The sequence below is a fragment of the Coralloluteibacterium stylophorae genome (assembly GCF_018122625.2).
GTDB classification, from domain to species: Bacteria; Pseudomonadota; Gammaproteobacteria; order Xanthomonadales; family Xanthomonadaceae; genus Coralloluteibacterium; species Coralloluteibacterium stylophorae.
Genome location: NZ_JAGQFT020000003.1, coordinates 256,166 through 279,108, shown reverse-complemented (window position 1 = coordinate 279,108; position 22,943 = coordinate 256,166). Strand labels below are relative to the sequence as shown.

Sequence of the window (22,943 nt, the reverse complement as noted above, 5' to 3'; positions counted from 1 at the left end):
CGCGCCGGAGCGTTCGTCGCGCCACGTGGGGCCGGTGTGAAATTCAGTCCGCGCGCCCCCGCGGCGGCCAGCGCCACCAGCTCCCCACGACCACCACGGCGAACGCGCTGTAGGCGACGACGAAGGCCCAGGCCGGCGCCTCGAAGAAGATCAGGCGGCCGACCCAGTGCTCGATCAGACCGGCCTCGTGCACGGGCTGCCCTGCCTGCGCGCGCAGCTGCTGCTCGAAGGTGGTGAGCGGGCAGACCCGGCCCAGCCAGGCCTGCAGCGCGACGAAGACCACCAGGGCCAGGTGCGCGGCGCGGAAGGCGCGACTGCGGATCCAGCGCCACCCGCGCAGGCCGCCGGCGACCACCAGCAGCTGGCCGAGCACGGCGAAGGCGACGATGCCCGCGTGCAGCAGCAGGACCGCATCGGCGAGGCGCGCCGCCTGCGTCGGGGAGAGGGCGTCCATGCCGCGGCAGTGTGCGCGCGGCGCGTGCAGGCGCCGTCAGCCGCAGGACGGCTTGAGGCGCGCGCGCAGGGCGTCGAGCGCGGGGCGCAGTTCGGCGAATGTGTCGTCGCCGCATTCGGCGGCGGCGCGCTCCAGCAGGCGCAGTCCCACGCAGACGCCGGTGCGGCTGTCGGCGCACAGGCCGGGCAGGCGCTGCGCGGCTTCCAGGGTGCGCACCCAGTCCTCGTCGTCGACGTGGTCGAACTCCACGGCGGCGACATGGCGCGTCGTCGGGGTGATGGTGATGCGGTAGCGGTGTCTGGGCATGGCGGTCCTCCGGGGCGCGCCAGCATGCGCAGTGCGCGCGTCGGCTGCGCACCCATGGCGAAGACGCTACGTTGCGTCCGCGCGCGCCGCCGCGGCGTGCCTCTGGGCAGCATGGAAACCGAACCTGGTGATGCAGTCGGAACGCTCCGTCCGCCGCGCATCGATGGCGCCCCGCGACCGCCGCGACCCGCGCCGAAGGAGGAGGTGATGGAGGATCGGAGCCACATCGTCCTCGTACACGGTGCGGGAGGCGGGCCCTGGGAATGGGACATCTGGGCGCGCGTGCTCGAGGCCGCGGGCATCCGCGTGCACCGGCCCGGGCTGCAGCCGGCCGCGCCGGGGCTCGCTGCGACCCGGCTCGACGACTACCGGCAGCAGCTCGCCGCGGCGATCGCGCGGGCCGGGCCGGCGCCGGTGCTCGTCGGCGCCAGCCTCGGCGGGCGCCTTGCCGCGGAATGCGCGGAGCGTGCCGCTGCGCTGGTGCTGGTCAATCCGCTGCTGCCGGAGCGGCCTGCCGCAGGCCCCGGGGCCGCGGCGATCCGTGCCTGGCGCGGGCGTGCCGCGCTCGCCGGCACCCGGCGCGCGCTGCCCGATGCCGACGCCGCCGCCGCCCTCCACGCCTTCCGCCGCTGGCGCGACGAATCGGCCGCGGTGCTCGAGGAGGCGCGGGCGACGCCGTTCCCGCCCCGGCCGGCGTGCCCCTGCCTGCTGGTGCTGTCCGAGGCGGATCGCGACGTCGCACCTGCGGCCACGCGCGCGCTCGCGGCCGACTGGGCGGTGGAAACGATCGCGCTCGCCGGTGCGAGCCACGTCGGCCCCCTGCTCGGACGCGAGGCCGCGGCCGTCGCCGCACGGGTGCTCGCCTGGCTCGATCGGGGCTGGACGCCGGCCGTGGGCTAGGGTGCACTGCCGGCAGCCTGCCGGAACAACGCCATGCGAAGCCTTCCCGTCCTCGCTCTCTCGCTGGTTCTCGCGACGACCGCATCCGCCGCGGCCGCCGCCCGTCCTCACGACCACCGCGACCACCGCGACCGGCTCCGGCCGGTCGAGCCGGTGGTGGTCGTCGATCCCTACGCCAGCGGCTTCGACGACTGCTGGCCCGCGCCGCAGGCCGGCACGGTCGTGCGCGAACCTGCGGACCGGGAACGCGGCGGCGTGCTGGCGGTGAGCGTGGGCGGTGCCGCGGGAGCGGTCACCAGCGGCCGCGGCGTGCGCGAGGTGTCCACCGCTCCACGCGATCCCGGGGCCGCTCCGGGCGACGCCGGCGCACTGGCGCCGGTGCCGTGCGGAGCGCCGCCTGCCCCGCTGCGCTAGCGGTCAGCCGAGCGCGATGCGTCCCTCGATGCGGGTGGTCGCGCCGCCGCCGATCCAGACCCGGTCGTCGGCGTCGATCCGAACCGCGACGCGGCCGTCGCGGCCGCACTCGCGGCCCTGGCTGGATGTCCATGCGCCATCGCCGGCCGCACCGGCGGCATGCAGCCAGGCGCCGACCGCGGCGTTGCCGCTGCCGCAGACCGGATCCTCGTCGATGCCGTCGGCCGGGCAGAACGAGCGCACCGCGTAGCGGTCGGGCGCGTCGTCGGGCTCGGCGCCGAACACGGTGATGCCGACCGCGCCGGTGGCGTCGCTGAGGGCGGCCAGGGCCGCGAGATCGGGCTCGAGTGCGCGCACCCGCGCCGCGTCGCCGAGCTGCAGCACCAGCCAGACCGGACCCACGTCCACCGCCGCCGGCCGCGCGGTGACGGCGGCACCGGCGTCCGCGCCGAGCGCGGCGAGGAGGAGGCCGGCGTCGGGTTCCGGCAGCGGCGCGAGCCGGGCCGCGGGCGCGCGGACCAGGATCCGGCGCTGCGGCGCGTCCTCCTCCACGCGCACCGGCAGCAGGCCGGCGGCGCACTCCTGCACCAGCGCACCGTCGACCGCCTCGGCCAGTCCCGCCTCCAGCACGGCGTGCGCGGTGCCGACGCTGGGGTGACCGGCGAAGGGCAGCTCGCGGCGCGGGGTGAAGATGCGCACGCGGTAGCTGGCCGCGGGCGTCGTCGCCGGCAGCACGAAGGTCGTCTCCGACAGGTTGGTCCAGCGCGCGATCGCCTGCATGGCGCAGCCGTCCAGGCCGCTGCCGTCGAGGATCACCGCGACCGGATTGCCGCCGAACGCGACCTGCGGGAAGACATCGACCTGCTTGAACGCGACCTCGCGCATCGCGCGGCTCCTTCGGGCGTGACGGGCCGCGCAGGATAAACAACACCACCCTCCGCCCGCGGCCTCCGGCGCGCGGCGGCTGACTTATCATCGTCGGTCTTTGCCTTGTCCCCGCCCCGGAACCCGCCGCAGATGCCCGCAGCCGCCCCCGCACCCTGGATCGTCCTGAAGTTCGGCGGGACCAGCGTGTCGAAACGCAGCCGCTGGGACACCATCGGCCGGCTCATGCGCGAGACCGCCGGGCGCGACGGCGCCCGCGTGCTGACGGTCGTCTCGGCGCTCTCGGGGGTGACCAATGCGCTGCAGGCGCTGATCGACGGCCACGCCGACGCCGGTGCGACCGCCGCCGCCGCCGAGGCGCTGGTCGAGCGCCACGAGCGCTTCTGTGCCGACGAACTCGGCCTCGACCCGCAGGCGGTGCTCGGCGCACGCATGCAGGCGCTGCGCGCGCTGGCGGCCGATCCGCGCCGCGCCGCCGCCGCGCTCGACTGGCAGGCCGAGGTGCTGGCACAGGGCGAGCTGTGCTCGTCGACGCTCGGCGCGGCCTATCTCCGGGCGCAGGGTCTGGACATCGGCTGGACCGATGCCCGCGACTGGCTGCGCACGGTGTCGATCCCGAACCAGGGCGAGTGGGCGCGGCGGCTGTCGGTGTCCTGCTCCACGGCATCCGACGACGCGCTGCGCGCACGCTTCGCCGCGCAGCCGCACGCGCTGCTGCTGAGCCAGGGCTTCATCGCCCGCGCCGACGACGGCGGCACCGCGATCCTCGGCCGCGGTGGCTCGGACACCTCGGCCGCCTACTTCGGGGCGCTCGTCGGCGCGCGCCGGGTCGAGATCTGGACCGACGTGCCCGGCATGTTCAGCGCCAACCCGCGCCAGGTGCCGGACGCGCGCCTGCTCACCCGGCTGGACTACGAGGAGGCGCAGGAGATCGCCACCACCGGCGCCAAGGTGCTGCACCCGCGCTGCATCCAGCCCTGCCGCGACGCCGGCGTGCCGCTGTGGATCCGCGACACCGACCGTCCCGAGCTGCCGGGCACCGAGATCTGCGGCAGCGCCGCGCCGGTGCCGGGGGTCAAGGCGCTGAGTTCGCGCCGCGGCATCGTGCTGGTATCGATGGAGTCGATCGGCATGTGGCAGCAGGTCGGCTTCACCGCGGACGTGTTCGAGCGCTTCAAGCGCCACGGGCTGTCGATCGACCTGATCGGCACCTCGCAGACCAACATCACCGTGTCCCTGGATCCGTCCGAGAACCTGGTCAGTTCCAACGTGCTCGAGGCGCTGTGCGCGGATCTCGCCCACGTGTGCCGGGTCAAGGTGATCGCGCCGTGCGCGGCGATCACGCTGGTCGGCCGTGGCATCCGCGGGCTGCTGCACCGGCTCACCGAGGTGTGGAGCGAGTTCGGCCGCGAGCGCGTGCACCTGATCTCGCAGTCGTCCAACGACCTCAACCTCACCTTCGTCGTCGACGAGGAACTGGCCGACGGGATCATGCCGCGCCTGCACGGCCTGCTGATCGCCTCGGGCGCCATGCCGGTCGACGAGACCGCGGTGTTCGGCCCGAGCTGGCGCCGCCTCGGCCTGCCCGAGGGCGCGCGCCGGGAGGCCTGGTGGATGGCGCGCCGCGACGACCTCCTGGATCGCGCCGCCGCCGGCACGCCGCGCTACGTCTACGATCTCGACACCGTGCGCGCCCGCGCGCGCGGCCTGGCGGGGATCGCCGCGGTCGACCGCCGCTTCTTCGCGATCAAGGCCAATCCGCACCCCGCCATCCTGCGCGTGCTGGCGGAGGAGGGCAGCGGGCTGGAGTGCGTCTCCGCCGGGGAGCTGGCGCACGTGTTCGCGGTGCTGCCGGATCTCGACCCCGGCCGCGTCCTGTTCACCCCGAGCTTCGCCCCGCGCGCCGAGTACGCCGACGCGCTGGCGCGTGGCGTGCACGTGACCGTCGATTCGGTCGCGCCGCTGCGCGACTGGCCGGAGCTGTTCGCGGGGCGCGAGATCACGCTGCGCATCGATCCGGGCTTCGGCAGCGGTCACCACGAGAAGGTCCGCACCGGCGGCAAGGGCGCCAAGTTCGGACTCGCCGTGGACGCGGTACCCGCCGTCGTCGCCGCAGCCGCGGCCGCCGGCGCCCGCATCGTCGGCCTGCACGCGCACATCGGCAGCGGCATCCACGACACCGCGCACTGGCGCGAGGTGCACGCGGTGCTGGCGTCGACCGCCGACGAGATCGGCACCGTCGCCTTCCTCGACATCGGTGGCGGGCTGGGCATCGCCTACGACCCGGACGCCGAGGCCTTCGACCTCGCCGCCTACGCCCGCGAACTGGTCGAGATGAAGGCGGCGCGTCCGGAGTACGCGCTGTGGATCGAACCCGGGCGCTGGCTGGTGGCCGAGGCCGGCGTGCTGCTGCTGACCGCCACCCAGGTGGTCGACAAGCAGGGCGTGCGCCGGGTCGGCGCCGACGCCGGCATGAACGCGCTGCTGCGCCCGGCGCTGTACGGCGCCTTCCACGAGATCGTCAACCTGAGCCGGCTCGATGCGCCGCCGGGCACGCCGGTGGACGTGGTCGGCCCGATCTGCGAGAGCGGCGACGTGCTCGGCCGGCGTCGGCGCCTGCCGGACGCCACCCGCGAGGGCGACGTGCTGCTGGTGGCCGACGCCGGCGCCTACGGCATGGTCATGGCCAATACCTACAACCAGCGCGCACTGCCCGTGGAGGAGGCCCTGGCATGAACACCGTGTTCGACCGCGGCGCGATCCGCGCCTTCCGCTTCGTTCGCCGCGAGTTCCACGCCAAGACCGGCGAGGCGCGCCTGGTCTACGCCTTCGACGACGGCCCCGAGCTGATCGAGGTGGTGCGCATCCCCGGCGCGCCGTTCGAGCTCGACCCGGACCGCGCGGCGGCCGTGGACCGCGCCCTGCGCCTGCTGCACCTGGTCGCCGGGGTGAGCTACTACAAGGCCGCGGTGCCGCCGGCGATCGTGGTCGAGGGCGAGCCGCTGGATGCCGCCACCGCGGCGCTGGCGACGCTGGTGTACGAGAACGGCCTGGGCGAGTTCGCCTATCGCAACGGGCTCGAACTGCGCGGCCGCATCGTGTTTCCCCACGTCGGCACCGAGCCCGCGCCGGCGCCGGTGCTCGGGCTGGCGCCGCACGCGCTGACCGCGGTCGGCGGCGGCAAGGATTCGCTGGTCTCGGTGGAGGCCCTGCGCGCGGCCGGCGTGGCGCAGAGTGCGGTGTGGATCGGCGGCTCGCAGCTGATCCACGCCTGCGCCGCGCGCACCGGCCTGCCGCTGGTCAACATCACCCGTTCGCTGGCGCCGGAGCTGTTCGACTACAACCGCCACGGCGCGCTCAACGGCCACATCCCGGTGACCGCGGTGAACTCGGCGATCCTGGTGCTGGCGGCGTTGCTGCGCGGCGTCGACCAGGTGGTGTTCTCCAACGAACGCTCGGCGAGCTACGGCAGCCTGATCGAGGGCACCGGCGAGGTGAACCACCAGTGGTCGAAGGGCTGGGCGTTCGAGCAGGCCTTCGGCGCCTACGTCGCCGGCCGCATCGCCGCGGACCTGAAGTACTACTCGCTGCTGCGCCCGTTCTCCGAACTGGCGGTGGCGCGCCAGTTCGCCCGCACCGACCGCTACGACGCGCACTTTTCCAGCTGCAACCGCAACTTCCACATCCTCGGCGCGCGCCCCACCAGTCGCTGGTGCGGGCAGTGCCCGAAGTGCCACTTCGTGTTCCTGGCGCTGGCGCCGTTCATGCCCAAGCCGCGGCTGATGTCGATCTTCGGCCGCAACCTGCTGGACGAGCCGAACCAGGCGGCGGGCTTCGACGCGCTGATCGAGTACCGCGACCACAAGCCCTTCGAATGCGTCGGCGAGGCACGCGAGTCGCGCGCCGCCTTCGCCGCCCTGAGCTGGTCGCCGGCCTGGCGCGAGGACGCCCTGGTCGAGCGCTTCGCGCGCGAGATCCGGCCGCAGCTCGGCCGCGAAGAGCTGGCCGTCGAGCCGCTGCTCGAACCGGTCGACGAGCACCGCATCCCGCCGGCGCTGTGGGAGTCGCTGCGTGCATCCTTCGCGGCTTGAGGGCCGCCGCGTCGCGGTCTGGGGCTGGGGGCGCGAAGGCCGCGCGACCGCCGCCTGGCTGCGGCGACGCTTTCCGGCGCAGCCGCTGGCGGTGTTCTGCGCGGCGGCCGAAGTGGCGCAGGTGGCGGCGCTGGGCGACCCGCTGCTGAGCGCCCGTGCCGAGGTCGACCCGCAGGCGCTGGCCGACTTCGACGTGGTGGTGAAGTCGCCCGGCATCAGCCCCTACGCACCGCCGGCCGGCGAGGCGACGCTCCTCGGCGCGCGGTTCGTCGGTGCCAGCGCCCTGTGGTTCGCCACGCACCCGGACGCCCGCACCGTCTGCGTCACCGGGACCAAGGGCAAGAGCACCACCACCGCGCTCGTCGCCCACCTGCTGCGCGCCGCCGGGCAGCGCACCGCGCTGGCCGGCAACATCGGCCTGCCGCTGATCGAGCTGATGGACGTGACGCCGGCACTGGCGTTCTGGGCGATCGAGCTGTCGAGCTACCAGACCCGCGACGCCTTCCTCGACCATGCCACCCGGCCCGAGGTCGGCGTGGTGCTCAACCTGTTCCCCGAGCATCTCGACTGGCATGGCGGCGAGGCCCGCTACGTCGAGGACAAGCTCGCCCTCGTCACCCGCGGACGGCCGCGCACGCTGGTGCTCAACGCGGCCGATGCGCGGCTGGCGGCCCTCGACCCCGAGGCAACGGCCGAGGCGCACCTGGTGTGGTTCAACCGCGCCGACGGCTGGCACGTCGGCGACGGGCACGTGTGCCGCGGCGGGCGGCCGGTGTTCGACCTGCGCCGCCTGCACGCGCCCGGCCAGCACAACGGCGGCAACCTGTGCGCGGCGCTCGCGGCGGTGGAAGCGCTGGGCCTGGATGCGGTCGCCCTGGCCGCCGCCGCCGAATCGTTCCGGCCCCTGCCGCATCGCCTGCAGCCGCTCGGGGCGGTCGCCGGCGTCGAGTACGTCGACGACTCGATCAGCACCACCCCGCACGCCAGCCTCGCCGCGCTCGACTGCTTCCGCGGCCGGCGGGTGGCGATCCTGGTCGGCGGCCACGACCGCGGCCTCGACTGGGGGCACTTCGCCGAGCGCATCGCCCGCGAGCCGCCGGTGGCGGTGGTGGCGATGGGCGCCAACGGACCACGCATCCATGCCGCGTTGGCGCCGCATGCGCACGGCGGGCGCTTCCGCCTGCTGCAGGCGGCGGACATGGCCGCGGCGGTGCAGGCGGCGGCCGCGGTGCTCGACCACACCGGCGTGGTGCTGCTGTCGCCCGGCGCGCCCAGCTTCGATGCCTACCGCGACTATGCGGAACGCGGACGCCATTTCGCCGCGATCGCCGGTTTCGACACGGCCGACGTCGGCGCCATCGGCGGGCTCGGCGTGGCCTGAGGGCAGCCGCGGTGGGCGGCGGGCGCGCGGATAGACTGGGCGGATCCGCCCGCCGTCGAGGAGTCGTGCCGTGATCCGCAGCCTGTCCCTGCTCCTGTTCGCCGCCTGCATCGCCCCCGCCGCGGCGGCGATGCGCGCCGAGCCGCTCCGCTGGTCCCTGGACGGGGCCGATTTCGAGGGCGTGCTGGTCTACGACGACGCCGACCAGGGCCGCCGGCCGGGCGTGCTCATGGTGCCCAACTGGATGGGCGTGACCGAGGCTGCGGTGGAGGAGGCGCGCGAGGTCGCCGCCGGGGGCTACGTGGTGCTGGTCGCGGACGTGTACGGCAAGGAGGTGCGCCCGGCCGATGCCCAGGCCGCGCGCCGCCAGGTCGAGCGCATGTACGCCGACCGTGGCCTGCTGCGCGCACGGGCGGCGCGTGCGCTCGATGCCCTGCAGGCGCAGGCCGATGCGGCGCCGCTCGACCCGCAGCGGCTGGCCGGCATGGGCTTCTGCTTCGGTGGCAGCACGATTCTCGAACTCGCCCGCAGCGGCGAGGAGCGGCTCGCCGGCGTGGTCAGCCTGCACGGCGGCCTCGCCACCGACCGGCCCGCGCGCGGCGACCTGCCCGCGGCCGTACTCGTGCTCAACGGCGCTGCCGACACCTCGGTCAGCGATGCCGACATCGCCGCATTCCAGGCCGAGATGGACGCGGTCGACGCGGACTGGCAGCTGGTCGAGTTCGGCGGCGCGCGCCACTGCTTCGCCGAGGAAGCGGCCGGCGACGGCCCCGGCAACTGCCGCTACGACGCCCGTGCCGCGCGCCGGGCGGAGCGGCTGGTCGAAGCATTCTTCGAGGAAATCCTCTGATGTCAGCGATACGCAACAGTCAGAGATTCTGACTAACGCTGGTCCGGTTCCGCTTAGCGGATCAATCTGGGCCCGCTGACGATAGGCGATTGCGGGGATGCGTCAGCGATACTGTCTTCACCTGACCTTGCCGCGGGCGACGCCCGCGTCTAACGTCCGTTCCGTCGCCGCCCGGCGGCATGGGGATCACCAACCGGCCACAGGGAAGTGGCAGCCCCGACCTTCCGAGCCCCCCCGCACCCTCGAGGACGACCGGCACACAGGCCGGCCGCGACCATGTCCTGGTGCGCGCAACCCGGCTCGAGCGATGTCCGGAATCGGCCGGGCCAGGAGCCGCGGCCCTCACCATGGCGCAGGCGCACCCGCCGGCAGCTCAGTGCACCCGCGCCACCGCATAGCGGGCGAGGCCACGCAGCGCCGCTCCCCATTCGTTGTCCGCCAGCCCCTCGAGCGCGGCGATCGCCGCGTCCGCGTGGCGCATCGCGACCGCGCGGCTGTACTCCAGCCCGCCGCTCGCCTCGATCGCCGCGATCACCTCGGGCAGGGCGGCGCTGTCGCCGTTCTCGATGATCCTGGCCAGCCGCTCGCGCGCGGCGGGCTGCGCATGCGCCATGGCATGGATCAACGGCAGGGTTGCCTTGCCCTCGGCGAGATCGTCGCCCAGGTTCTTGCCGAGCGCGGCGGCATCGCCGGCGTAGTCGAGGACGTCGTCGGCGATCTGGAAGGCGTAACCAAGCTGCAGCCCGAAGGCGTGCATGCGCTCGGCGGTGGCGGCGTCGGCACCGGCGAGCATCGCGCCCAGTCGCGTCGCGGCGGCGAACAGGACCGCGGTCTTGCGCTCGATGACGCGCAGGTAGGCGGCCTCGTCGGTGTCGGGGTTGTGGACGTGCAGCAGTTGCAGCACCTCGCCCTCGGCGATGGCGTTGGTGGTGTCGGCGAGCACGCGCATGACCGGCATCGAGTCGAGCTCGACCATCAGCTGGAAGCTGCGCGAGTACAGGAAGTCGCCGACCAGCACGCTCGGCGCGTTGCCCCACAGCGCATTGGCGGTGCGCCGGCCGCGGCGGAGATCGGACTCGTCGACCACGTCGTCGTGCAGCAGGGTCGAGGTGTGGATGAACTCGACGATCGCCGCCAGCGTGTGCGCCGCGGTGCCGCCGCCGCCGAGGGCGCGGGCGGCGAGCACTACCAGCATCGGCCGCAGCCGCTTGCCGCCCGCGGCCACGATGTGCTCAGCGACCTGGTTGATCAGCACCACGTCGGAGGCCAGCCGCGCCCGGATCAGCGTGTCGACCGCCTGCATGTCCGCGGCCGCCAGCCGCTGGATGTCGGGGAGGTCGAGCGAATCGGGGAGCGTTGCGGACATGGCGTGGGGCACTGCGGACCGACCGCGAAGTATACGTGCCGGCGGCGTGACGCCGGGTTGTGCGGCACCTCGCGGGCGGCGATTTCCTACCGCGCAGCCCGGCGCCGCGGCAGGCGACGCCGCCGCCGGGTGCGGCGTATCATCGCCGCCCCGTCGTCCGCATCCGCGGACCGCTTTGCTAAGGAAATCCGATCTATGGCGCGCGGCATCAACAAGGTCATCCTCGTCGGCAACCTGGGTGCCGACCCCGAGACCCGCTACACCCAGAGCGGGTCGGCCATCACCAACATCCGCCTGGCGACGTCGGAACAGTGGCGCGACAAGCAGTCCGGCGAGAACCAGGAGCGCACGGAATGGCACCGCGTGGTGCTGTTCGGCAAGCTGGGCGAGATCGCGGGCGAGTACCTGAAGAAGGGACGCCAGGTCTACATCGAGGGCTCGCTGCGCACCAACAAGTACACCGACAAGGACGGCATCGAGCGCTACACCACCGACATCGTCGCCAACGAGATGCAGATGCTCGGCGGCCAGGGTGGTGGCGGTGGTGGCGGCGAGGGCGGCTACGCGCGCGGCGGCGGTGGCGGCTACGACCGCGGTGGCGGTGGCGGTGGCGGTGGCGGTGGTGGTGGTGGTGGGTACGGCGGCGGTGGCGGCGGTGGTTACGGCGGTCGCGGCGGTGGCCGCGGCAACGACGCGCCGCGGCAGGCGCCGCCGCCCCAGCGCGAGGATCCGTTCCCGGACGACGACATCCCGTTCTGATCGTTCCACCCACGAAGGCCCATCGCGAGATGGGCCTTCGCGTTTCCCGCGCCGCGGCGCGGCCGGCTCACTTCTCGCCGTGCATCCAGCGCCGCAGCAGCGGGGTCAGGATCAGGAACAGCACGCCGCTGCCGATGCCGATCCACAGCATGCTCTGGAACAGATCACCGTAGGTGCCGGCGGCCTGGGCCATGTCGATGACCCCGTCCTCCGGGATCTCGATCGCGGCCAGCTTGCCGAACTGGGCGGCCAGGACCTCGGAATAGGCGGTGCCGAGCCAGAACGCACCCATCATCAGGCCCACCACGCGGGCCACCGAAAGCTGGGTCACCGCCGCCAGGCCGATCGGCGACAGGCACATCTCGCCGAGTTCGAGCACGAAGTAGGCCAGCACCAGCCACCACACGCTCGCCAGCGCGCCGCCCGCCGCGTCGCTTGCGGCCAGCATCAGCGGCAGGAAGGCGAGGCCGGCCAGCACCAGCCCGACCGCCATCTTCGCCGGCTTGCTCGGGTTGAGCCCGCGGCGCTCCAGCCACGGCCACAGCCACGAGAAGACGGGCGCCAGCACCACGATGAAGAACGCGCCGATGAAGGTCAGCGAGCCCGCCGTCTGCGGCACCAGGATCACGTCGTGCGCCAGCGCAAGCGCCAGGCCGATCGCCATCAGCACGACGGCACCCCTGGCCAGCCCGGCGCGACCGCGATCGGCGGCCATCAGCGCCGCGACCATGAGCAGCGGGCTCGCGCCGAGCGCGAAGATCGCCCAGGGCAGGGCGGCGGTGTAGCCGCCGAGGTCCAGCCGGAACAGGTCCTTGGTCAGCAGGCGGTCGGTGAAGGCGACCCAGGAGCCGTAGGTCTGCTCGTACAGCGCGAAGAAGATCAGCACGCCGAAGATCAGCACCACCAGGGTGACCATCTGCTCGCGCTGCACGCGCGTGCAGTGGCGGGCCAGGAACCACACGAACCAGGCGGCGAACGCCGCCGCGATCACGTGCATCGCGCCGTGCACGGTCCAGGTCCGCTGAATCAGCTGCCAGACCAGCAGCACCCCGGCGAAGCTGCCGAGGTAGATCAGCCACTCGCGCGAGAGCGGGCCGACCCGTTCGCGCAGGCGCGCCGGATCCGGCGGCTCGGCCAGGCCGCGCAGGTACTTCTGGCCCCACAGGAATACCACCAGGCCGGCTCCCATGCCGATGCCGGCCGCGCCGAAGCCGTACTTCCAGCCATAGGTCTCGCCGAGGAAGGCGCAGACCAGGCTCGCGAACAGCGCGCCGACGTTGATGCCGGCGTAGAACACGGTGAAGCCGGATTCGCGGCGCGGGTCGTTCTTCGGATAGAGCTGGCCGACGATGGTCGAGATGTTGGGCTTGAGGAAGCCGACGCCCATGATGATCAGCGCCAGCGACAGGTAGAACACCTGCAGCGCGCCGTCGTCGCGCACCACCACGCCGTCGACCAGCCGCGCCTGCTCGCCCTCGACGGCCATGCCCAGGTGGCCCAGCACCAGCAGCACGCCGCCCAGCACCACCGCCTTGCGCATGCCGAGGAAGCGGTCGGCGAGCAGGCCGCCGATCACCGGCACCGCATAGACCAGGCCGCCGTAGGCGCCGAGAAGGTCGTAGCTCGGCGCATCGCCGAACAGGTGGTACTTGGTGAGGTAGAGGAACAGCAGCGCCTTCATCCCGTAGAAGGAGAAGCGCTCCCACAGCTCGGTGAAGAAGCAGACGAACAGGCCCTTGGGATGCCCGAGGAAGTCGTCGTGGACGGCGCGCTGCGGCGCGGCCGGAAGATCGGTCATGGCGGAGCCCGGCGGAAGCAGCGGCCGAGTATGCCAGCGGTGGTCCGCCGCCGTGGCCTGGCCCATTGGTCATGCTTTGCCCGCCTGCGCCGCTCGCCTACCATCGACGGTCTTTGCCGCTGCCCGGGGTGTCGCCGATGTCCGTCCGTCCGCTTCCGCTCGCACTCGCCGCCGCCTGCGCCGGCCTGTTCTCCATGTCCCAGGCCGACGCGCGCGGCTTCGAGGTGCGCGACCTGGTCGAGCTCGACCGCGTCTCCGGGCCGGCGCTGTCCCCGGATGGCGGCACCGTCGTGTTCCAGGTGCGCGAATACGACTACGAGGCGGACGAGGCCAGCACCGGGCTGCGCGTGCGCAACCTGCGGACCCGCGACCTGGCGCCGCCGCGGCCGCTGACGCCGGCCGGCATGGATGCGCACGACGCGGCGTTCGCGCCCGATGGCCGCAGCGTCTACTTTCTGTCGTCGAAGTCGGAGTCGAGTCAGGTGTGGATGCAGCCGCTCGACGGCGGCGAGCCGGTCCAGGTGACCGACTACCCGCTCGACGTCGGCACCTTCAAGGTCTCTCCGGACGGCCGCCGCCTGGCGCTGACCTTCGACGTGTTCCCCGCCTGCCAGGCCGATCTCGCCTGCACCCAGAAGAAGCTCGACGACGAGGAGGCGCGTACCGCCACCGGCGTGGTCTACGACCAGCTCTTCGTGCGGCACTGGGACACCTGGAACGACGGCCGCCGCAGCCAGCTGTTCACCGCGCCGCTTTCCGACGGCAAGGCCGGCGCGCCGGTGCTGGTGAGCCGCGGCATCGACGGCGACATCCCGTCCAAGCCCTTCGGCGGCGCCGACGACTACGCCTGGGCGCCGGACGGCGCCTCGCTCGCCTTCAGCGTGCGCATCGCCGGGCGCAGCGAGCCGTGGTCGACCAACTTCGACATCTTCACCGCGCCGGCCGACGGCTCCGTCGCGCCGCGGAACCGGACGGAGGCGAACCGGGCCTGGGACGCGGCGCCGGCCTTCTCGCCCGACGGTGGGACCCTGTACTACACCGCGATGGAGCGGCCCGGGTTCGAGGCCGACCGCATGGTGGTGATGGCGATGGACCTGGCCAACGGCCGCACGCGCGCGATCACCGCGGACTGGGACCGGTCGGCGGGCGGCGTGACCGTCGCCGACGACGGGCGCACGCTCTACACCACGGCCGACGACGTGGGCACGCACCCGCTGTTCGCGATCGACGCGGAGAGCGGTGCGGTGACTCCGGTCATCGGGGATGGCAGCGTCGGCGAGTTCGACGTTGCGGCCGGCACGCTCGCCTACACGCGCACCACCCTGGCTTCGCCGGCGCGCCTGTTCGTCGCGCAGGCCGACGGCGGCGGCGAGCGCCGGATCGACGCGACCAACGACGACAGGCTGGCCGCGGTCGACTTCGGCGGGTACGAGCAGTTCGAGTTCGCCGGCTGGAACGGCGAGACCGTGCACGGCTACGTGGTCAAGCCGTGGAACTACCGGGAGGGCGAGCGCTACCCCGTCGCCTTCCTGATCCACGGCGGCCCGCAGGGCTCCTTCGGCGACGGCTGGAGCTATCGCTGGAACCCGCAGACCTACGCCGGGCAGGGCTATGCGGTGGTGATGATCGACTTCCACGGCTCCACCGGCTACGGCCAGGCCTTCACCGACTCGATCTCGCAGGACTGGGGCGGCAAGCCGCTGGAGGACCTGCAGAAGGGCTGGGCCGCGGCGCAGGAGAAGTACGCCTTCCTCGATGGCGAGCGCGCCTGTGCGCTCGGCGCCAGTTACGGCGGCTACATGATCAACTGGATCGCCGGCAACTGGAACGCGCCCTGGCAGTGCCTGGTCAACCACGACGGCGTCTTCGACACCCGCTCGATGGGCTATGTCACCGAGGAGCTGTGGTTCACCGAATGGGAGAACGGCGGCACGCCGTACGAGGCGCCGGAGAATTACGAGCGCTTCAATCCGGTCGCCCACGTCGCCGACTGGCGCGTGCCGATGCTGGTGGTGCAGGGCGAGAAGGACTTCCGCGTGCCGGTCGACCAGGGCCTGTCGGCGTTCACGGCGCTGCAGCGCAAGGGCATCGAGTCGAAGCTGCTGTACTTCCCCGACGAGAACCATTGGGTGCTCAAGCCGCACAACAGCGTGCTCTGGCACGACACCGTCAACGCCTGGCTGAAGCAGCACATCGGGCAGTAAGCCGACGCCGCGCGCGCTTCCGGCTGGCGTGCCGGGAAGCGCATCCCGCGCCCGCGCGCGCGGCGCCCGACCACGAACCGAGACCGCCGGATGGCCGCACCCGCAAACACCGCCCTGATCACCGCCGACCCCGTCGTCCTCGGCCTGCTCGCGGTCACCCTCGGCCTGGTGTTCTGGACCTCGTCGCGCCCGCAGGGATTCTGGAAGCGCTTCTACACCTACGTGCCGGCGCTGCTGCTGTGCTACTTCATCCCGGCGCTGTTCAACTCGGTCGGCCTGATCGACGGCAACGCCTCCGGCCTGTACCCGATGGCGCGCGACTACCTGCTGCCGGCCGCGCTGGTGCTGCTGACCATCGCGATCGACTTCCAGGCCATCGTCCGCCTCGGGCCCAAGGCGGTGGTGATGTTCCTGGTCGGCACGCTCGGCGTGATGCTCGGCGGCGTGCTGTCCTTCCTCGCGATGCGCCTGCTGCTGCCGGAGTCGGTGGCCGGCGACGTCTGGCGCGGCATGACCACGGTCGCCGGCAGCTGGATCGGCGGCGGTGCCAACCAGGCGGCGATGCGCGAGGTGTTCGAGGTGCCGGGCGACCTGTTCGGGCAGTTCGTCGCGGTCGACGTGCTGGTGGCCAACGTGTGGATGGCGGTACTGCTGTTCCTCGCCGCGCGCGGGCCGATGTTCGACCGCTGGACCGGGGCGGACACCAGCGCCATCGAGGATCTCAAGCGCCGCATCGAAACCTACCAGGCGCAGCACGCGCGCATCCCCAGCCTGGCCGACCTGATGCTGGTGCTTGCCGTCGGCCTGGGTGCGATGGGCCTGTCGCATGCGCTGGCGGCCCCGCTCGCCGGCTGGATCGCCGCGCTGCCGGCGGAATGGAACCTCGACGACTACAGCCTGACCTCGAGCTTCTTCTGGCTGGTGGTGATCGCGACCACGCTCGGCCTGGCCCTGAGCTTCAGTCGTGCGCGCCTGCTCGAGGGCGCCGGCGCCTCGCGCGTCGGCTCGGCGATGATCTACGTGCTGGTCGCCACGATCGGCATGCACATGGACCTGCGCGCGCTGGCCGATCGTCCGGAGCTGTTCCTGCTCGGGCTGATCTGGATCACGGTGCACGCGCTGCTGATGCTGGGCGTGGCCAAGCTGATCCGGGCGCCGCTGTTCTTCATGGCGGTCGGCTCCCAGGCCAACGTCGGCGGCGCGGCCAGTGCGCCGGTGGTGGCGTCGGCGTTCCATCCGGCGCTGGCGCCGGTGGGCGTGCTGCTCGCGGTGCTGGGGTATGCGCTCGGCACCTACTGCGCCTACCTCACCGGCATCGCCCTGCAGGCGCTGGCGACCGGCTGAGCGGGGACGGACCGACCTCGACTTTAGTCGAACTTGCCGCGGCGCCGCGGGCATCTTCCTTCCAAATCCACGCGATCCCGATCATCCTCCGGGGGACGATGCTGTCCCGACGGGACCGGAGGGGAGACGATGAACTCCATCGTGCTGATGGTGGTGGGCCTGGTGGCGATGTCGCTGGGCTACCTGCTGTACTCGAAGTACATCGCGCAGAGGATCTACCGGCTCGACGCCGGCTTCAGGACGCCCGCGCACGAGTTCAGCGACGGCATCGACCACGTGCCGACCAACAAGTTCGTGCTCTGGGGTCACCACTTCACCTCCGTCGCCGGCGCCGCCCCCATCGTCGGGCCGGCCATCGCCGTCATCTGGGGCTGGCTGCCGGCCTTCCTCTGGGTCACCCTCGGCACCATTTTCTTCGCCGGCATTCACGATTTCGGCGCGCTGTGGGCCAGCGTGCGCAACAAGGGCAAGTCGATCGGCATCCTCACCGGCAGCGTGATCGGCGCGCGCGCGCGCAACCTGTTCCTGGTGGTGATCTTCCTGCTGCTGCTGATGGTCAACGCCGCCTTCGCGGTGGTGATCTCCAACCTGCTGGTGTCGACCCCGACCTCGGTGATCCCGACCTGGGGCGCGATCGTGGTGGCGCTGGTGATCGGCCAGCTGTTCTACCGCTTCAAGGTCGGGCTGCTGTGGCCGTCGGTCATCGGCGTGATCGTGCTCTACGCGCTGATCGTGCTCGGCAGCTGGTACCCGATCACCCTGCCCGACAGCCTGTTCGGGCTGTCGCCGCGCTCGGTTTGGATCCTGCTCCTGTTCGCCTACGCGGGCATCGCCTCGATGCTGCCGGTGTGGATGCTCCTGCAGCCGCGCGACTACATCAACGGCCTGCAGCTCTTCGTCGGCCTGGGGCTGCTCTACGTGGCGGTGCTGGTCTCGGCGCCGGACGTGGTCGCGCCGATGATGAACACCGCACTGCCGCCGGAGACGCCGGGCATCGTGCCGCTGCTGTTCGTCACCGTGGCCTGCGGCGCGATCTCGGGCTTCCACGGCCTGGTCGCCTCGGGCACCTCGTCCAAGCAGATCGACAAGGAGACCGATGAACGCTTCGTCGGCTACTTCGGCGCGGTGGGCGAGGGCATGCTGGCGCTGGCGGCGATCATCTGCTGCACGGCCGGCTTCGCCACCCTCGTCGACTGGCAGGCGGTCTACACCAAGTTCGGCGCGGGCGGGGTCAACGCCTTCGTCGCCGGCGGCGACAGCATCCTGAGCGAGGGCCTGGGCCTGCCGGGCGACCTCGGCGCGACGATCCTGGCGACGATGGCGATCCTGTTCGCGGCCACGACCATGGACACCGGCCTGCGCCTGCAGCGCTACGTGGTGCAGGAGGCCGCGGAACTGGCCGGCGTCAAGTTGAACGGGGCGGTCGGCACGCTGATCGCGCTGGCGGTGTGCCTGGCGCTGGCCTTCGGCGTCGGCGAGGGCGGCTCCGGTGGCATGATCATCTGGCCGCTGTTCGGCACCACCAACCAGCTGCTGGCCGGCCTCACCCTGTCCATCATCTCGGTGATCCTGATCAAGCTGCGGCGCCCGGTGTGGATGGTGGTGGTCCCGCTGGCCTTCCTGCTGGTCATGTCGATCTACGCGCTGATCGTGCAGCTGGGCCAGTTCTACGCCGCCGGCAACTGGCTGCTGCTGGGCATGGACATCGTGATCCTGGTTGCCGCGCTGTGGGTCGGGCTCGAGGCGGTGCTGGCGATGGCCCGCGGCCCCGGCAAGGACGGCGAGCCGCTGACGGAGCAGTCGGGCCGCTGAACCATGACCGAGGAGCGTCCGGTCATTGGCTGGCTGTCGCGGCTGTCGGAGGGGCTCGGCGAGTTCTACCGGGTGCCCTACCGACGCGCGTTCGCCCGCGCGCGCCGCGACGAGGACGACCTGTTCATGCTGCTGGTCTTCTCCGAGGCGCTGGGCGTGCCGAACCCGGCCAGTTATTACACCCTCGAACTGATGCCGCTGATGTACGAGCGCTTCCACGACTGGCATCGGCGCATGGGCATGGAGCGGTCGCCGCTGGACCACATCGGATGCTGCTGAGCCTGGCCGCGTCGCGCCGGGTGCTGTTCCTCGGCGGCAAGGGCGGCGTCGGCAAGACCACGGTCGCGACGGCGACCGCGCTGGCCGCGGCCGATGCCGGGCGCCGCGTGCTGCTGGTCTCCACCGATCCCGCGCACAACCTCGGCCACATCTGGAACCGGCCGATCGGCCCGCGGGCGGTGCGCCTGGCGGCGGATCTCGATGCGCTGGAGATCGACCCCGAGGCCAGCGTGCGCGCGCACCTCGACGAGGTCGAGGGCGCGCTGCGCCAGCTGATGCCGCGCGAGATGGGCGGCGAGATCGCCAGGCACATGCGCCTGTCGCAGGACGCGCCCGGCATGCACGAGGCGGCGCTCCTCGAACGCATCGCGGCGACGGTGGAGCAGGGGCTGCGCGACTACGACCTGATCGTCTTCGACACCGCCCCGTCGGGCCACACCGCGCGCCTGATGGCGCTGCCGGAACTGATCCAGGCATGGACCGAGGGCATGCTCCACCGGCAGGAGCGAAGCGGCCGCTTCGACACCGCGCTGGCGAACTTCGGGCGCGACGAGGGGCTTGGCGACCGCATCGTCGGCAGCGCGGAACGTGCGCCGGCGGAGGGCGAGCGCCGGGTCGAGCGGATCCGCGACATCCTGCACCGGCGCCGGCACCGCTTCGCCGGGCTGCGCGAGGTGCTGCGGGACGCGCAGCGCGCGGCCTTCGTGATCGTGCTCACGGCCGAGCGCCTGCCGGTGCTGGAGACGGTCGAGTTCGAGGCGCAGCTGCGCGGCTCCGGCGTGCAGGTCGGCGGTCTGGTGGTGAACCGGCGCTCGCCGGGCGATGCCGGGGAGTTCCTCGCCGCCCGGCGCGCGCGCGAGGAGGACCACCTGGCCGCGCTCGCCGCCGCGCTGCCGGACCTGCCGAGGATCGAGCTGCCGCTGCAGGCCGGCGAGATCGTGGGCATCGACGCGTTGCGCGGTTTCGCGACGCAGCTCGCCTGACCGTCAGACCCAGCGCGCCCGGCGCAGGACCGCGAACAACGCTGTGCACGCCGTCGCGGTGACGCCGATGACCACGGCATAGCCGTGGGACGCCTGCAGCTCCGGCATGGAGGCGAAGTTCATCCCGTACCAGCTCGCGACCAGGGTCGGCACCGCGGCCAGCGCTGCCCAGCCGGCGAGGCGCTTGACGATCTCGCCCTGCGCCACGGTGACCAGCGACAGGTTGACGCTCATCGCCGCGGTCAGCATCTCGCGCAGCACGTCGATGGTGTCGCTGACGCGGATGGCGTGGTCGTGCACGTCGCGGAAGTAGGGCGCGATCTCCCGGGGAATCATGCCGCCCTGCGAGCGCGCCAGCGCCGCGACGATGTCCATCAGCGGCGCCACCGCCATGCGCGTGCGGGTCAGCTCGCGCTTGAGCCGGTACAGGTGCTTGATGGTCTCGCTGCGGTAGCGCTCGGCGAAGATCGACTTCTCGAGCTCGTCCAGGTCCTGCTGGTAGTCCTGCACGATCGGCTGGAAGTTGTCGACGATGTAGTCGAGCACCGCGTACAGCGCGTAGGCGGGGCCCATGCCCATCAGCCGCGCGTCGCGCTCGCAGCGGCCGCGCACCGGGACGTAGGAGAGCGAGGCGCCGTGGCGCACGGTGATCAGGAAACGGGGGCCGACGAAGAGCTGGGTCTCGCCGAAGCGCACCTCGCCGTCGACCCGCTGCGCCGTGTGCACCGCGATGAAGAAGGTCTCGCCGTAGGCCTCGATCTTGGGGCGCTGGTGGGCCTTGTGCGCGTCCTCGATCGCCAGCTCGTGCAGGCCGAACTCCTCCTGCAGGCATTCCAGCAGCGCCACCTCCGGCTCGTAGAGCCCCAGCCAGACGAAGCTGCCGTCGTCGGCGGCGAGCACGTCGCTGATCGCGTCGATGCCGATGTCGGTGCGGCGGCCGTCGCGCGCGTAGACCGCGCAGGTGACGACGCCAGTGGGAAGTAAGGTCGTATCCATGCCGGCATGATCGCGCCGGCTCGGCGGCGCGCCAAGTTCAGCGCGGGCGGCGCAGGGCGACGTCGAAGGCGAGCTGCACCGGCAGCAGCAGGGCGATCCAGTCCACGTTGTCCTGCACGCCCCACGGCGTCGCCGCGAGCACCGCTGCGGCCACCGCCATGAGCGTCACCAGTGCCAGCGCGGTGGCGAACGCCGCGCCCGCCGCGCGGCCGCGGGCACGGACCAGCGCCCCCGGCACCAGCGCCAGGGCGAGCGGGCTGGCCAGCAGCAGGTTGGCGTTGGACCAGCCGGCGACGTGGTCGGTCAGGCCCCACAGCGCGGCCAGCCAGAGCCCGGCGAGGCCCGCAACCGCCCAGTAGGCCGCCGCTGCCGCGGCGATCGCGCGCGGGGCGCGTGCGCGCAGCAGCAGGATCAGCGCCGCGACGACCAGTCCCACGCCGAGGAAGCGCCACAGCCACTGCGGGGGCGCGGCGGGTTCGGGAGCGATCCGGTGCGGGACCAGTTCGACCTCCTCCAGCACCAGCGGAGTGCCGCGCGGGGTGGTCGCCTCGCGTAGCGCATCGTGCAGGCGCGAGGGCACGAAGCTCTCGTCCCAGCGAGTGAGCGGGCGGTCCGCGTACGGACCCAGGCCGAAGTGCATGCCCAGCGCCAGCCACGCGGTCGGCTGGCCCAGGCGCAGGGCTTCGCTGCGATAGGTGGTGGTGCGCGGGGCGTCGTCGAGCCGGGCCTCGAGCAGGCCGCCGAGGGCGCGGTCGATGGCGTCGCGGACCTTCGTCGAGCAGTTGTCGGTGAAGTAGTCGTAGCGGTAGCGCGCGTTCTCCGGCTGCGCGTTCCAGGCAAGGAACTGCGCCAGCCCGGCCGCCGCTTCGGGCTCGATGTCGAGCCACTGCAGGCGCACGCCGCGCCCCTCGTAGGCGTAGTTCAGCAGGTCCTCCTCGGCCGGCAGCGCGACCAGGAGGTACTCCATCTTTCCCTTGAGGAAATTGACCAGGAAACCCGGCTCCTCGAAGTCGAAGAAGCCGTAGTTGTACATGAGCGGCCCCCCGGCGGACGGGTCGTCGACCACCACCGCGTTGTGGCCGAAGCGCGACCAGTACTCCTCGCCCGGCGCCATCGTCGCCACGCCGATGCGGACCCGCGCCTGCGCCAGCGATGCGGCCAGGCAGAGCAGGACGAGGAGAACGATGCGAAGCGCCGGGCGGATCCTGGGCATCGGACAGGTCAGGCCGTGGCCTGGGGGCTCACCAGGAAGGCTTGGACCCGACGCCCGTCCGCGCGCGCGACGCGGAAGTGGAAGCGGTCCAGCACCAGCTCCTCGCCGGCCTCGGGGAGATGTCCCATGGCCGCGGTGACCAGGCCGCCGACGGTGTCGTACTCGTCGTCCGAGAAGTCGGCGCCGAACAGCCGGTTGAAGTCGGGGATCGGGGTCAGCGCATCGACGACGAACTGGCCGTCGGCCTGCGCCGCGACCAGCGCCGCGGCATCGGCGTCGTCGTGCTCGTCGTCGATCTCGCCGACGATCTGCTCGAGCACATCCTCGATCGTCACCAGGCCGGCGACGCCGCCGTACTCGTCGACCACGATGGCCATGTGGTTGCGCGACTGGCGGAACTCGTTGAGCAGCACGTTGAGTCGCTTCGACTCGGGGATCAGTACCGCCGGGCGCAGGAGCTCGCGGATCGTCGCCGGACCGGCGTCGATGGCGATGCCGCGCAGCAGGTCCTTGGCCAGCAGGATGCCGAGGATCTCGTCCTTGTCGTCGCCATGCACCGGGAAGCGCGAATGACCGGACTCCACGACCTGCTTCACCGTCTCCAGGAACGGCGCGTCCACCGCCAGCGAGACCATCTGGCCGCGCGGGATCATCACGTCGCCCACCGACAGTTCGGAGACCCCGAGGGCGCCCTCCATCATCTTCAGCGTGTCGGCGGCGAACAGGCCCTTGGCCTGGGACTCGCGCAGCTGCTCGATCAGTTCCTCGCGGCTGTGCAGCTCGCCGGAGAGGGCCTGGCTCAGGCGCTCGAACCAGGAGCGGCGCTCGGGCGCGGCGGGGGACGGTCGACTCGAAGGATCCTCGGACATGCTGCGGACAGGCTGCGGAAACGGAAGGGGAGTCTAACG

General features: G+C 72.4%; 20 protein-coding genes. 12 read left to right on the top strand and 8 right to left on the bottom strand.

Annotated features, from left to right (window positions below; all coding sequences use genetic code 11):
• Window positions 1-43: 43 nt before the first annotated feature.
• Both KB893_RS06110 and KB893_RS06105 read right to left on the bottom strand, forming a co-directional pair.
• Complete coding sequence (locus tag KB893_RS06110; protein WP_211925939.1) at window positions 44-454, bottom strand: DUF2784 domain-containing protein; 411 nt, start codon at window positions 452-454, stop codon at window positions 44-46.
• A gap of 36 nt (window positions 455-490) precedes the next feature.
• Window positions 491-760 carry a DUF3861 family protein gene (locus tag KB893_RS06105; RefSeq protein WP_211925940.1) on the bottom strand — a complete coding sequence of 90 codons (270 nt, stop codon included), beginning with the start codon at window positions 758-760 and terminating at the stop codon, window positions 491-493.
• Between the two features lie 207 nt (window positions 761-967).
• On the opposite strand from KB893_RS06105, the gene KB893_RS06100 reads away from it, so the two are divergent.
• Together KB893_RS06100 and KB893_RS06095 are read left to right on the top strand one after the other, a co-directional pair.
• On the top strand, window positions 968-1,660 hold the full coding sequence (locus tag KB893_RS06100) for an alpha/beta hydrolase (RefSeq protein ID WP_211925941.1): 693 nt from the start codon (window positions 968-970) through the stop codon (window positions 1,658-1,660).
• A gap of 33 nt (window positions 1,661-1,693) precedes the next feature.
• A complete protein-coding gene (locus KB893_RS06095) occupies window positions 1,694-2,074 on the top strand; it encodes a hypothetical protein (RefSeq protein WP_211925942.1) in 381 nt (126 codons plus the stop codon).
• 3 nt (window positions 2,075-2,077) lie between these two features.
• Here the strand turns inward: KB893_RS06095 and KB893_RS06090 are convergent, their stop codons facing one another.
• Window positions 2,078-2,959, bottom strand: coding sequence for a PhzF family phenazine biosynthesis protein (locus KB893_RS06090; RefSeq protein WP_211925943.1), 882 nt, complete (start codon window positions 2,957-2,959; stop codon window positions 2,078-2,080).
• 132 nt (window positions 2,960-3,091) lie between these two features.
• On the opposite strand from KB893_RS06090, the gene KB893_RS06085 reads away from it, so the two are divergent.
• The 4 genes from KB893_RS06085 to KB893_RS06070 all read left to right on the top strand — a co-directional run bounded on the left by KB893_RS06085 (window position 3,092) and on the right by KB893_RS06070 (window position 9,281).
• On the top strand, window positions 3,092-5,695 hold the full coding sequence (locus KB893_RS06085) for a bifunctional aspartate kinase/diaminopimelate decarboxylase (protein ID WP_211925944.1): 2,604 nt from the start codon (window positions 3,092-3,094) through the stop codon (window positions 5,693-5,695).
• A complete protein-coding gene (gene murL, locus KB893_RS06080; RefSeq protein WP_211925945.1) occupies window positions 5,692-7,050 on the top strand; it encodes a UDP-N-acetyl-alpha-D-muramoyl-L-alanyl-L-glutamate epimerase in 1,359 nt (452 codons plus the stop codon). The genes KB893_RS06085 and murL overlap by 4 nt, the downstream gene beginning before the upstream one ends.
• Complete coding sequence (gene murD / locus KB893_RS06075; protein WP_211925946.1) at window positions 7,031-8,431, top strand: UDP-N-acetylmuramoyl-L-alanine--D-glutamate ligase; 1,401 nt, start codon at window positions 7,031-7,033, stop codon at window positions 8,429-8,431. The genes murL and murD overlap by 20 nt, the downstream gene beginning before the upstream one ends.
• A gap of 130 nt (window positions 8,432-8,561) precedes the next feature.
• Window positions 8,562-9,281 carry a dienelactone hydrolase family protein gene (locus tag KB893_RS06070; RefSeq protein WP_211925950.1) on the top strand — a complete coding sequence of 240 codons (720 nt, stop codon included), beginning with the start codon at window positions 8,562-8,564 and terminating at the stop codon, window positions 9,279-9,281.
• Window positions 9,282-9,654: 373 nt separating this feature from the next.
• On the opposite strand, the gene KB893_RS06065 is transcribed toward KB893_RS06070, so the two are convergent.
• Entirely contained in the window at window positions 9,655-10,647 is a 993-nt protein-coding gene (locus KB893_RS06065; protein WP_211925947.1) for a polyprenyl synthetase family protein, read from the bottom strand.
• A 195-nt stretch (window positions 10,648-10,842) separates the two neighbouring features.
• Between KB893_RS06065 and ssb the strand changes: the two genes are divergently transcribed.
• The gene (gene ssb / locus KB893_RS06060; RefSeq protein WP_211925948.1) at window positions 10,843-11,406 is read left to right on the top strand and encodes a single-stranded DNA-binding protein; all 564 of its coding nucleotides are present in this window, start codon (window positions 10,843-10,845) and stop codon (window positions 11,404-11,406) included.
• A 67-nt stretch (window positions 11,407-11,473) separates the two neighbouring features.
• Here the strand turns inward: ssb and KB893_RS06055 are convergent, their stop codons facing one another.
• Entirely contained in the window at window positions 11,474-13,204 is a 1,731-nt protein-coding gene (locus KB893_RS06055; protein ID WP_213173551.1) for a peptide MFS transporter, read from the bottom strand.
• A gap of 137 nt (window positions 13,205-13,341) precedes the next feature.
• Here KB893_RS06055 and KB893_RS06050 point away from each other — a divergent pair, with 137 nt between their 5' ends.
• The 5 genes from KB893_RS06050 to KB893_RS06030 all read left to right on the top strand — a co-directional run bounded on the left by KB893_RS06050 (window position 13,342) and on the right by KB893_RS06030 (window position 19,826).
• Window positions 13,342-15,408 carry a dipeptidyl-peptidase 5 gene (locus tag KB893_RS06050; RefSeq protein WP_211927495.1) on the top strand — a complete coding sequence of 689 codons (2,067 nt, stop codon included), beginning with the start codon at window positions 13,342-13,344 and terminating at the stop codon, window positions 15,406-15,408.
• Window positions 15,409-15,498: 90 nt separating this feature from the next.
• Window positions 15,499-16,752, top strand: coding sequence for a DUF819 family protein (locus tag KB893_RS06045; protein ID WP_211927494.1), 1,254 nt, complete (start codon window positions 15,499-15,501; stop codon window positions 16,750-16,752).
• A 129-nt stretch (window positions 16,753-16,881) separates the two neighbouring features.
• The gene (locus tag KB893_RS06040) at window positions 16,882-18,564 is read left to right on the top strand and encodes a carbon starvation CstA family protein (RefSeq protein WP_211927493.1); all 1,683 of its coding nucleotides are present in this window, start codon (window positions 16,882-16,884) and stop codon (window positions 18,562-18,564) included.
• Window positions 18,565-18,567: 3 nt separating this feature from the next.
• Complete coding sequence (locus tag KB893_RS06035) at window positions 18,568-18,843, top strand: cory-CC-star protein (RefSeq protein WP_211927492.1); 276 nt, start codon at window positions 18,568-18,570, stop codon at window positions 18,841-18,843.
• Window positions 18,834-19,826: an ArsA family ATPase gene (locus KB893_RS06030; protein ID WP_211927491.1), complete on the top strand. Its 993-nt coding sequence runs from the start codon at window positions 18,834-18,836 to the stop codon at window positions 19,824-19,826. Before KB893_RS06035 ends, KB893_RS06030 begins: the two co-directional genes overlap by 10 nt.
• 3 nt (window positions 19,827-19,829) lie before the next feature.
• On the opposite strand, the gene KB893_RS06025 is transcribed toward KB893_RS06030, so the two are convergent.
• The 3 genes from KB893_RS06025 to KB893_RS06015 are packed head-to-tail and all read right to left on the bottom strand — an operon-like array spanning window position 19,830 to window position 22,904.
• Window positions 19,830-20,822, bottom strand: a complete 993-nt coding sequence (locus KB893_RS06025) for a magnesium and cobalt transport protein CorA (protein WP_213173550.1) — start codon at window positions 20,820-20,822, stop codon at window positions 19,830-19,832.
• Window positions 20,823-20,859: 37 nt separating this feature from the next.
• Window positions 20,860-22,035 carry an Lnb N-terminal periplasmic domain-containing protein gene (locus KB893_RS06020; RefSeq protein ID WP_211927532.1) on the bottom strand — a complete coding sequence of 392 codons (1,176 nt, stop codon included), beginning with the start codon at window positions 22,033-22,035 and terminating at the stop codon, window positions 20,860-20,862.
• 8 nt (window positions 22,036-22,043) lie between these two features.
• The gene (locus KB893_RS06015) at window positions 22,044-22,904 is read right to left on the bottom strand and encodes a CorC family transporter (RefSeq protein ID WP_211927533.1); all 861 of its coding nucleotides are present in this window, start codon (window positions 22,902-22,904) and stop codon (window positions 22,044-22,046) included.
• Between the last annotated feature and the right edge of the window lie 39 nt (window positions 22,905-22,943).

Coding starts and splice junctions, on each gene's coding strand:
- KB893_RS06110 (WP_211925939.1), bottom strand. CDS start 454: ATGGACGCCCTCTCCCCGACGCAGGCGGCGCGCCTCGCCGATGCGGTC.
- KB893_RS06105 (WP_211925940.1), bottom strand. CDS start 760: ATGCCCAGACACCGCTACCGCATCACCATCACCCCGACGACGCGCCAT.
- KB893_RS06100 (WP_211925941.1), top strand. CDS start 968: ATGGAGGATCGGAGCCACATCGTCCTCGTACACGGTGCGGGAGGCGGG.
- KB893_RS06095 (WP_211925942.1), top strand. CDS start 1,694: ATGCGAAGCCTTCCCGTCCTCGCTCTCTCGCTGGTTCTCGCGACGACC.
- KB893_RS06090 (WP_211925943.1), bottom strand. CDS start 2,959: ATGCGCGAGGTCGCGTTCAAGCAGGTCGATGTCTTCCCGCAGGTCGCG.
- KB893_RS06085 (WP_211925944.1), top strand. CDS start 3,092: ATGCCCGCAGCCGCCCCCGCACCCTGGATCGTCCTGAAGTTCGGCGGG.
- murL (WP_211925945.1), top strand. CDS start 5,692: ATGAACACCGTGTTCGACCGCGGCGCGATCCGCGCCTTCCGCTTCGTT.
- KB893_RS06070 (WP_211925950.1), top strand. CDS start 8,562: ATGCGCGCCGAGCCGCTCCGCTGGTCCCTGGACGGGGCCGATTTCGAG.
- KB893_RS06065 (WP_211925947.1), bottom strand. CDS start 10,647: ATGTCCGCAACGCTCCCCGATTCGCTCGACCTCCCCGACATCCAGCGG.
- ssb (WP_211925948.1), top strand. CDS start 10,843: ATGGCGCGCGGCATCAACAAGGTCATCCTCGTCGGCAACCTGGGTGCC.
- KB893_RS06055 (WP_213173551.1), bottom strand. CDS start 13,204: ATGACCGATCTTCCGGCCGCGCCGCAGCGCGCCGTCCACGACGACTTC.
- KB893_RS06050 (WP_211927495.1), top strand. CDS start 13,342: ATGTCCGTCCGTCCGCTTCCGCTCGCACTCGCCGCCGCCTGCGCCGGC.
- KB893_RS06045 (WP_211927494.1), top strand. CDS start 15,499: ATGGCCGCACCCGCAAACACCGCCCTGATCACCGCCGACCCCGTCGTC.
- KB893_RS06040 (WP_211927493.1), top strand. CDS start 16,882: ATGAACTCCATCGTGCTGATGGTGGTGGGCCTGGTGGCGATGTCGCTG.
- KB893_RS06035 (WP_211927492.1), top strand. CDS start 18,568: ATGACCGAGGAGCGTCCGGTCATTGGCTGGCTGTCGCGGCTGTCGGAG.
- KB893_RS06030 (WP_211927491.1), top strand. CDS start 18,834: ATGCTGCTGAGCCTGGCCGCGTCGCGCCGGGTGCTGTTCCTCGGCGGC.
- KB893_RS06025 (WP_213173550.1), bottom strand. CDS start 20,822: ATGGATACGACCTTACTTCCCACTGGCGTCGTCACCTGCGCGGTCTAC.
- KB893_RS06020 (WP_211927532.1), bottom strand. CDS start 22,035: ATGCCCAGGATCCGCCCGGCGCTTCGCATCGTTCTCCTCGTCCTGCTC.
- KB893_RS06015 (WP_211927533.1), bottom strand. CDS start 22,904: ATGTCCGAGGATCCTTCGAGTCGACCGTCCCCCGCCGCGCCCGAGCGC.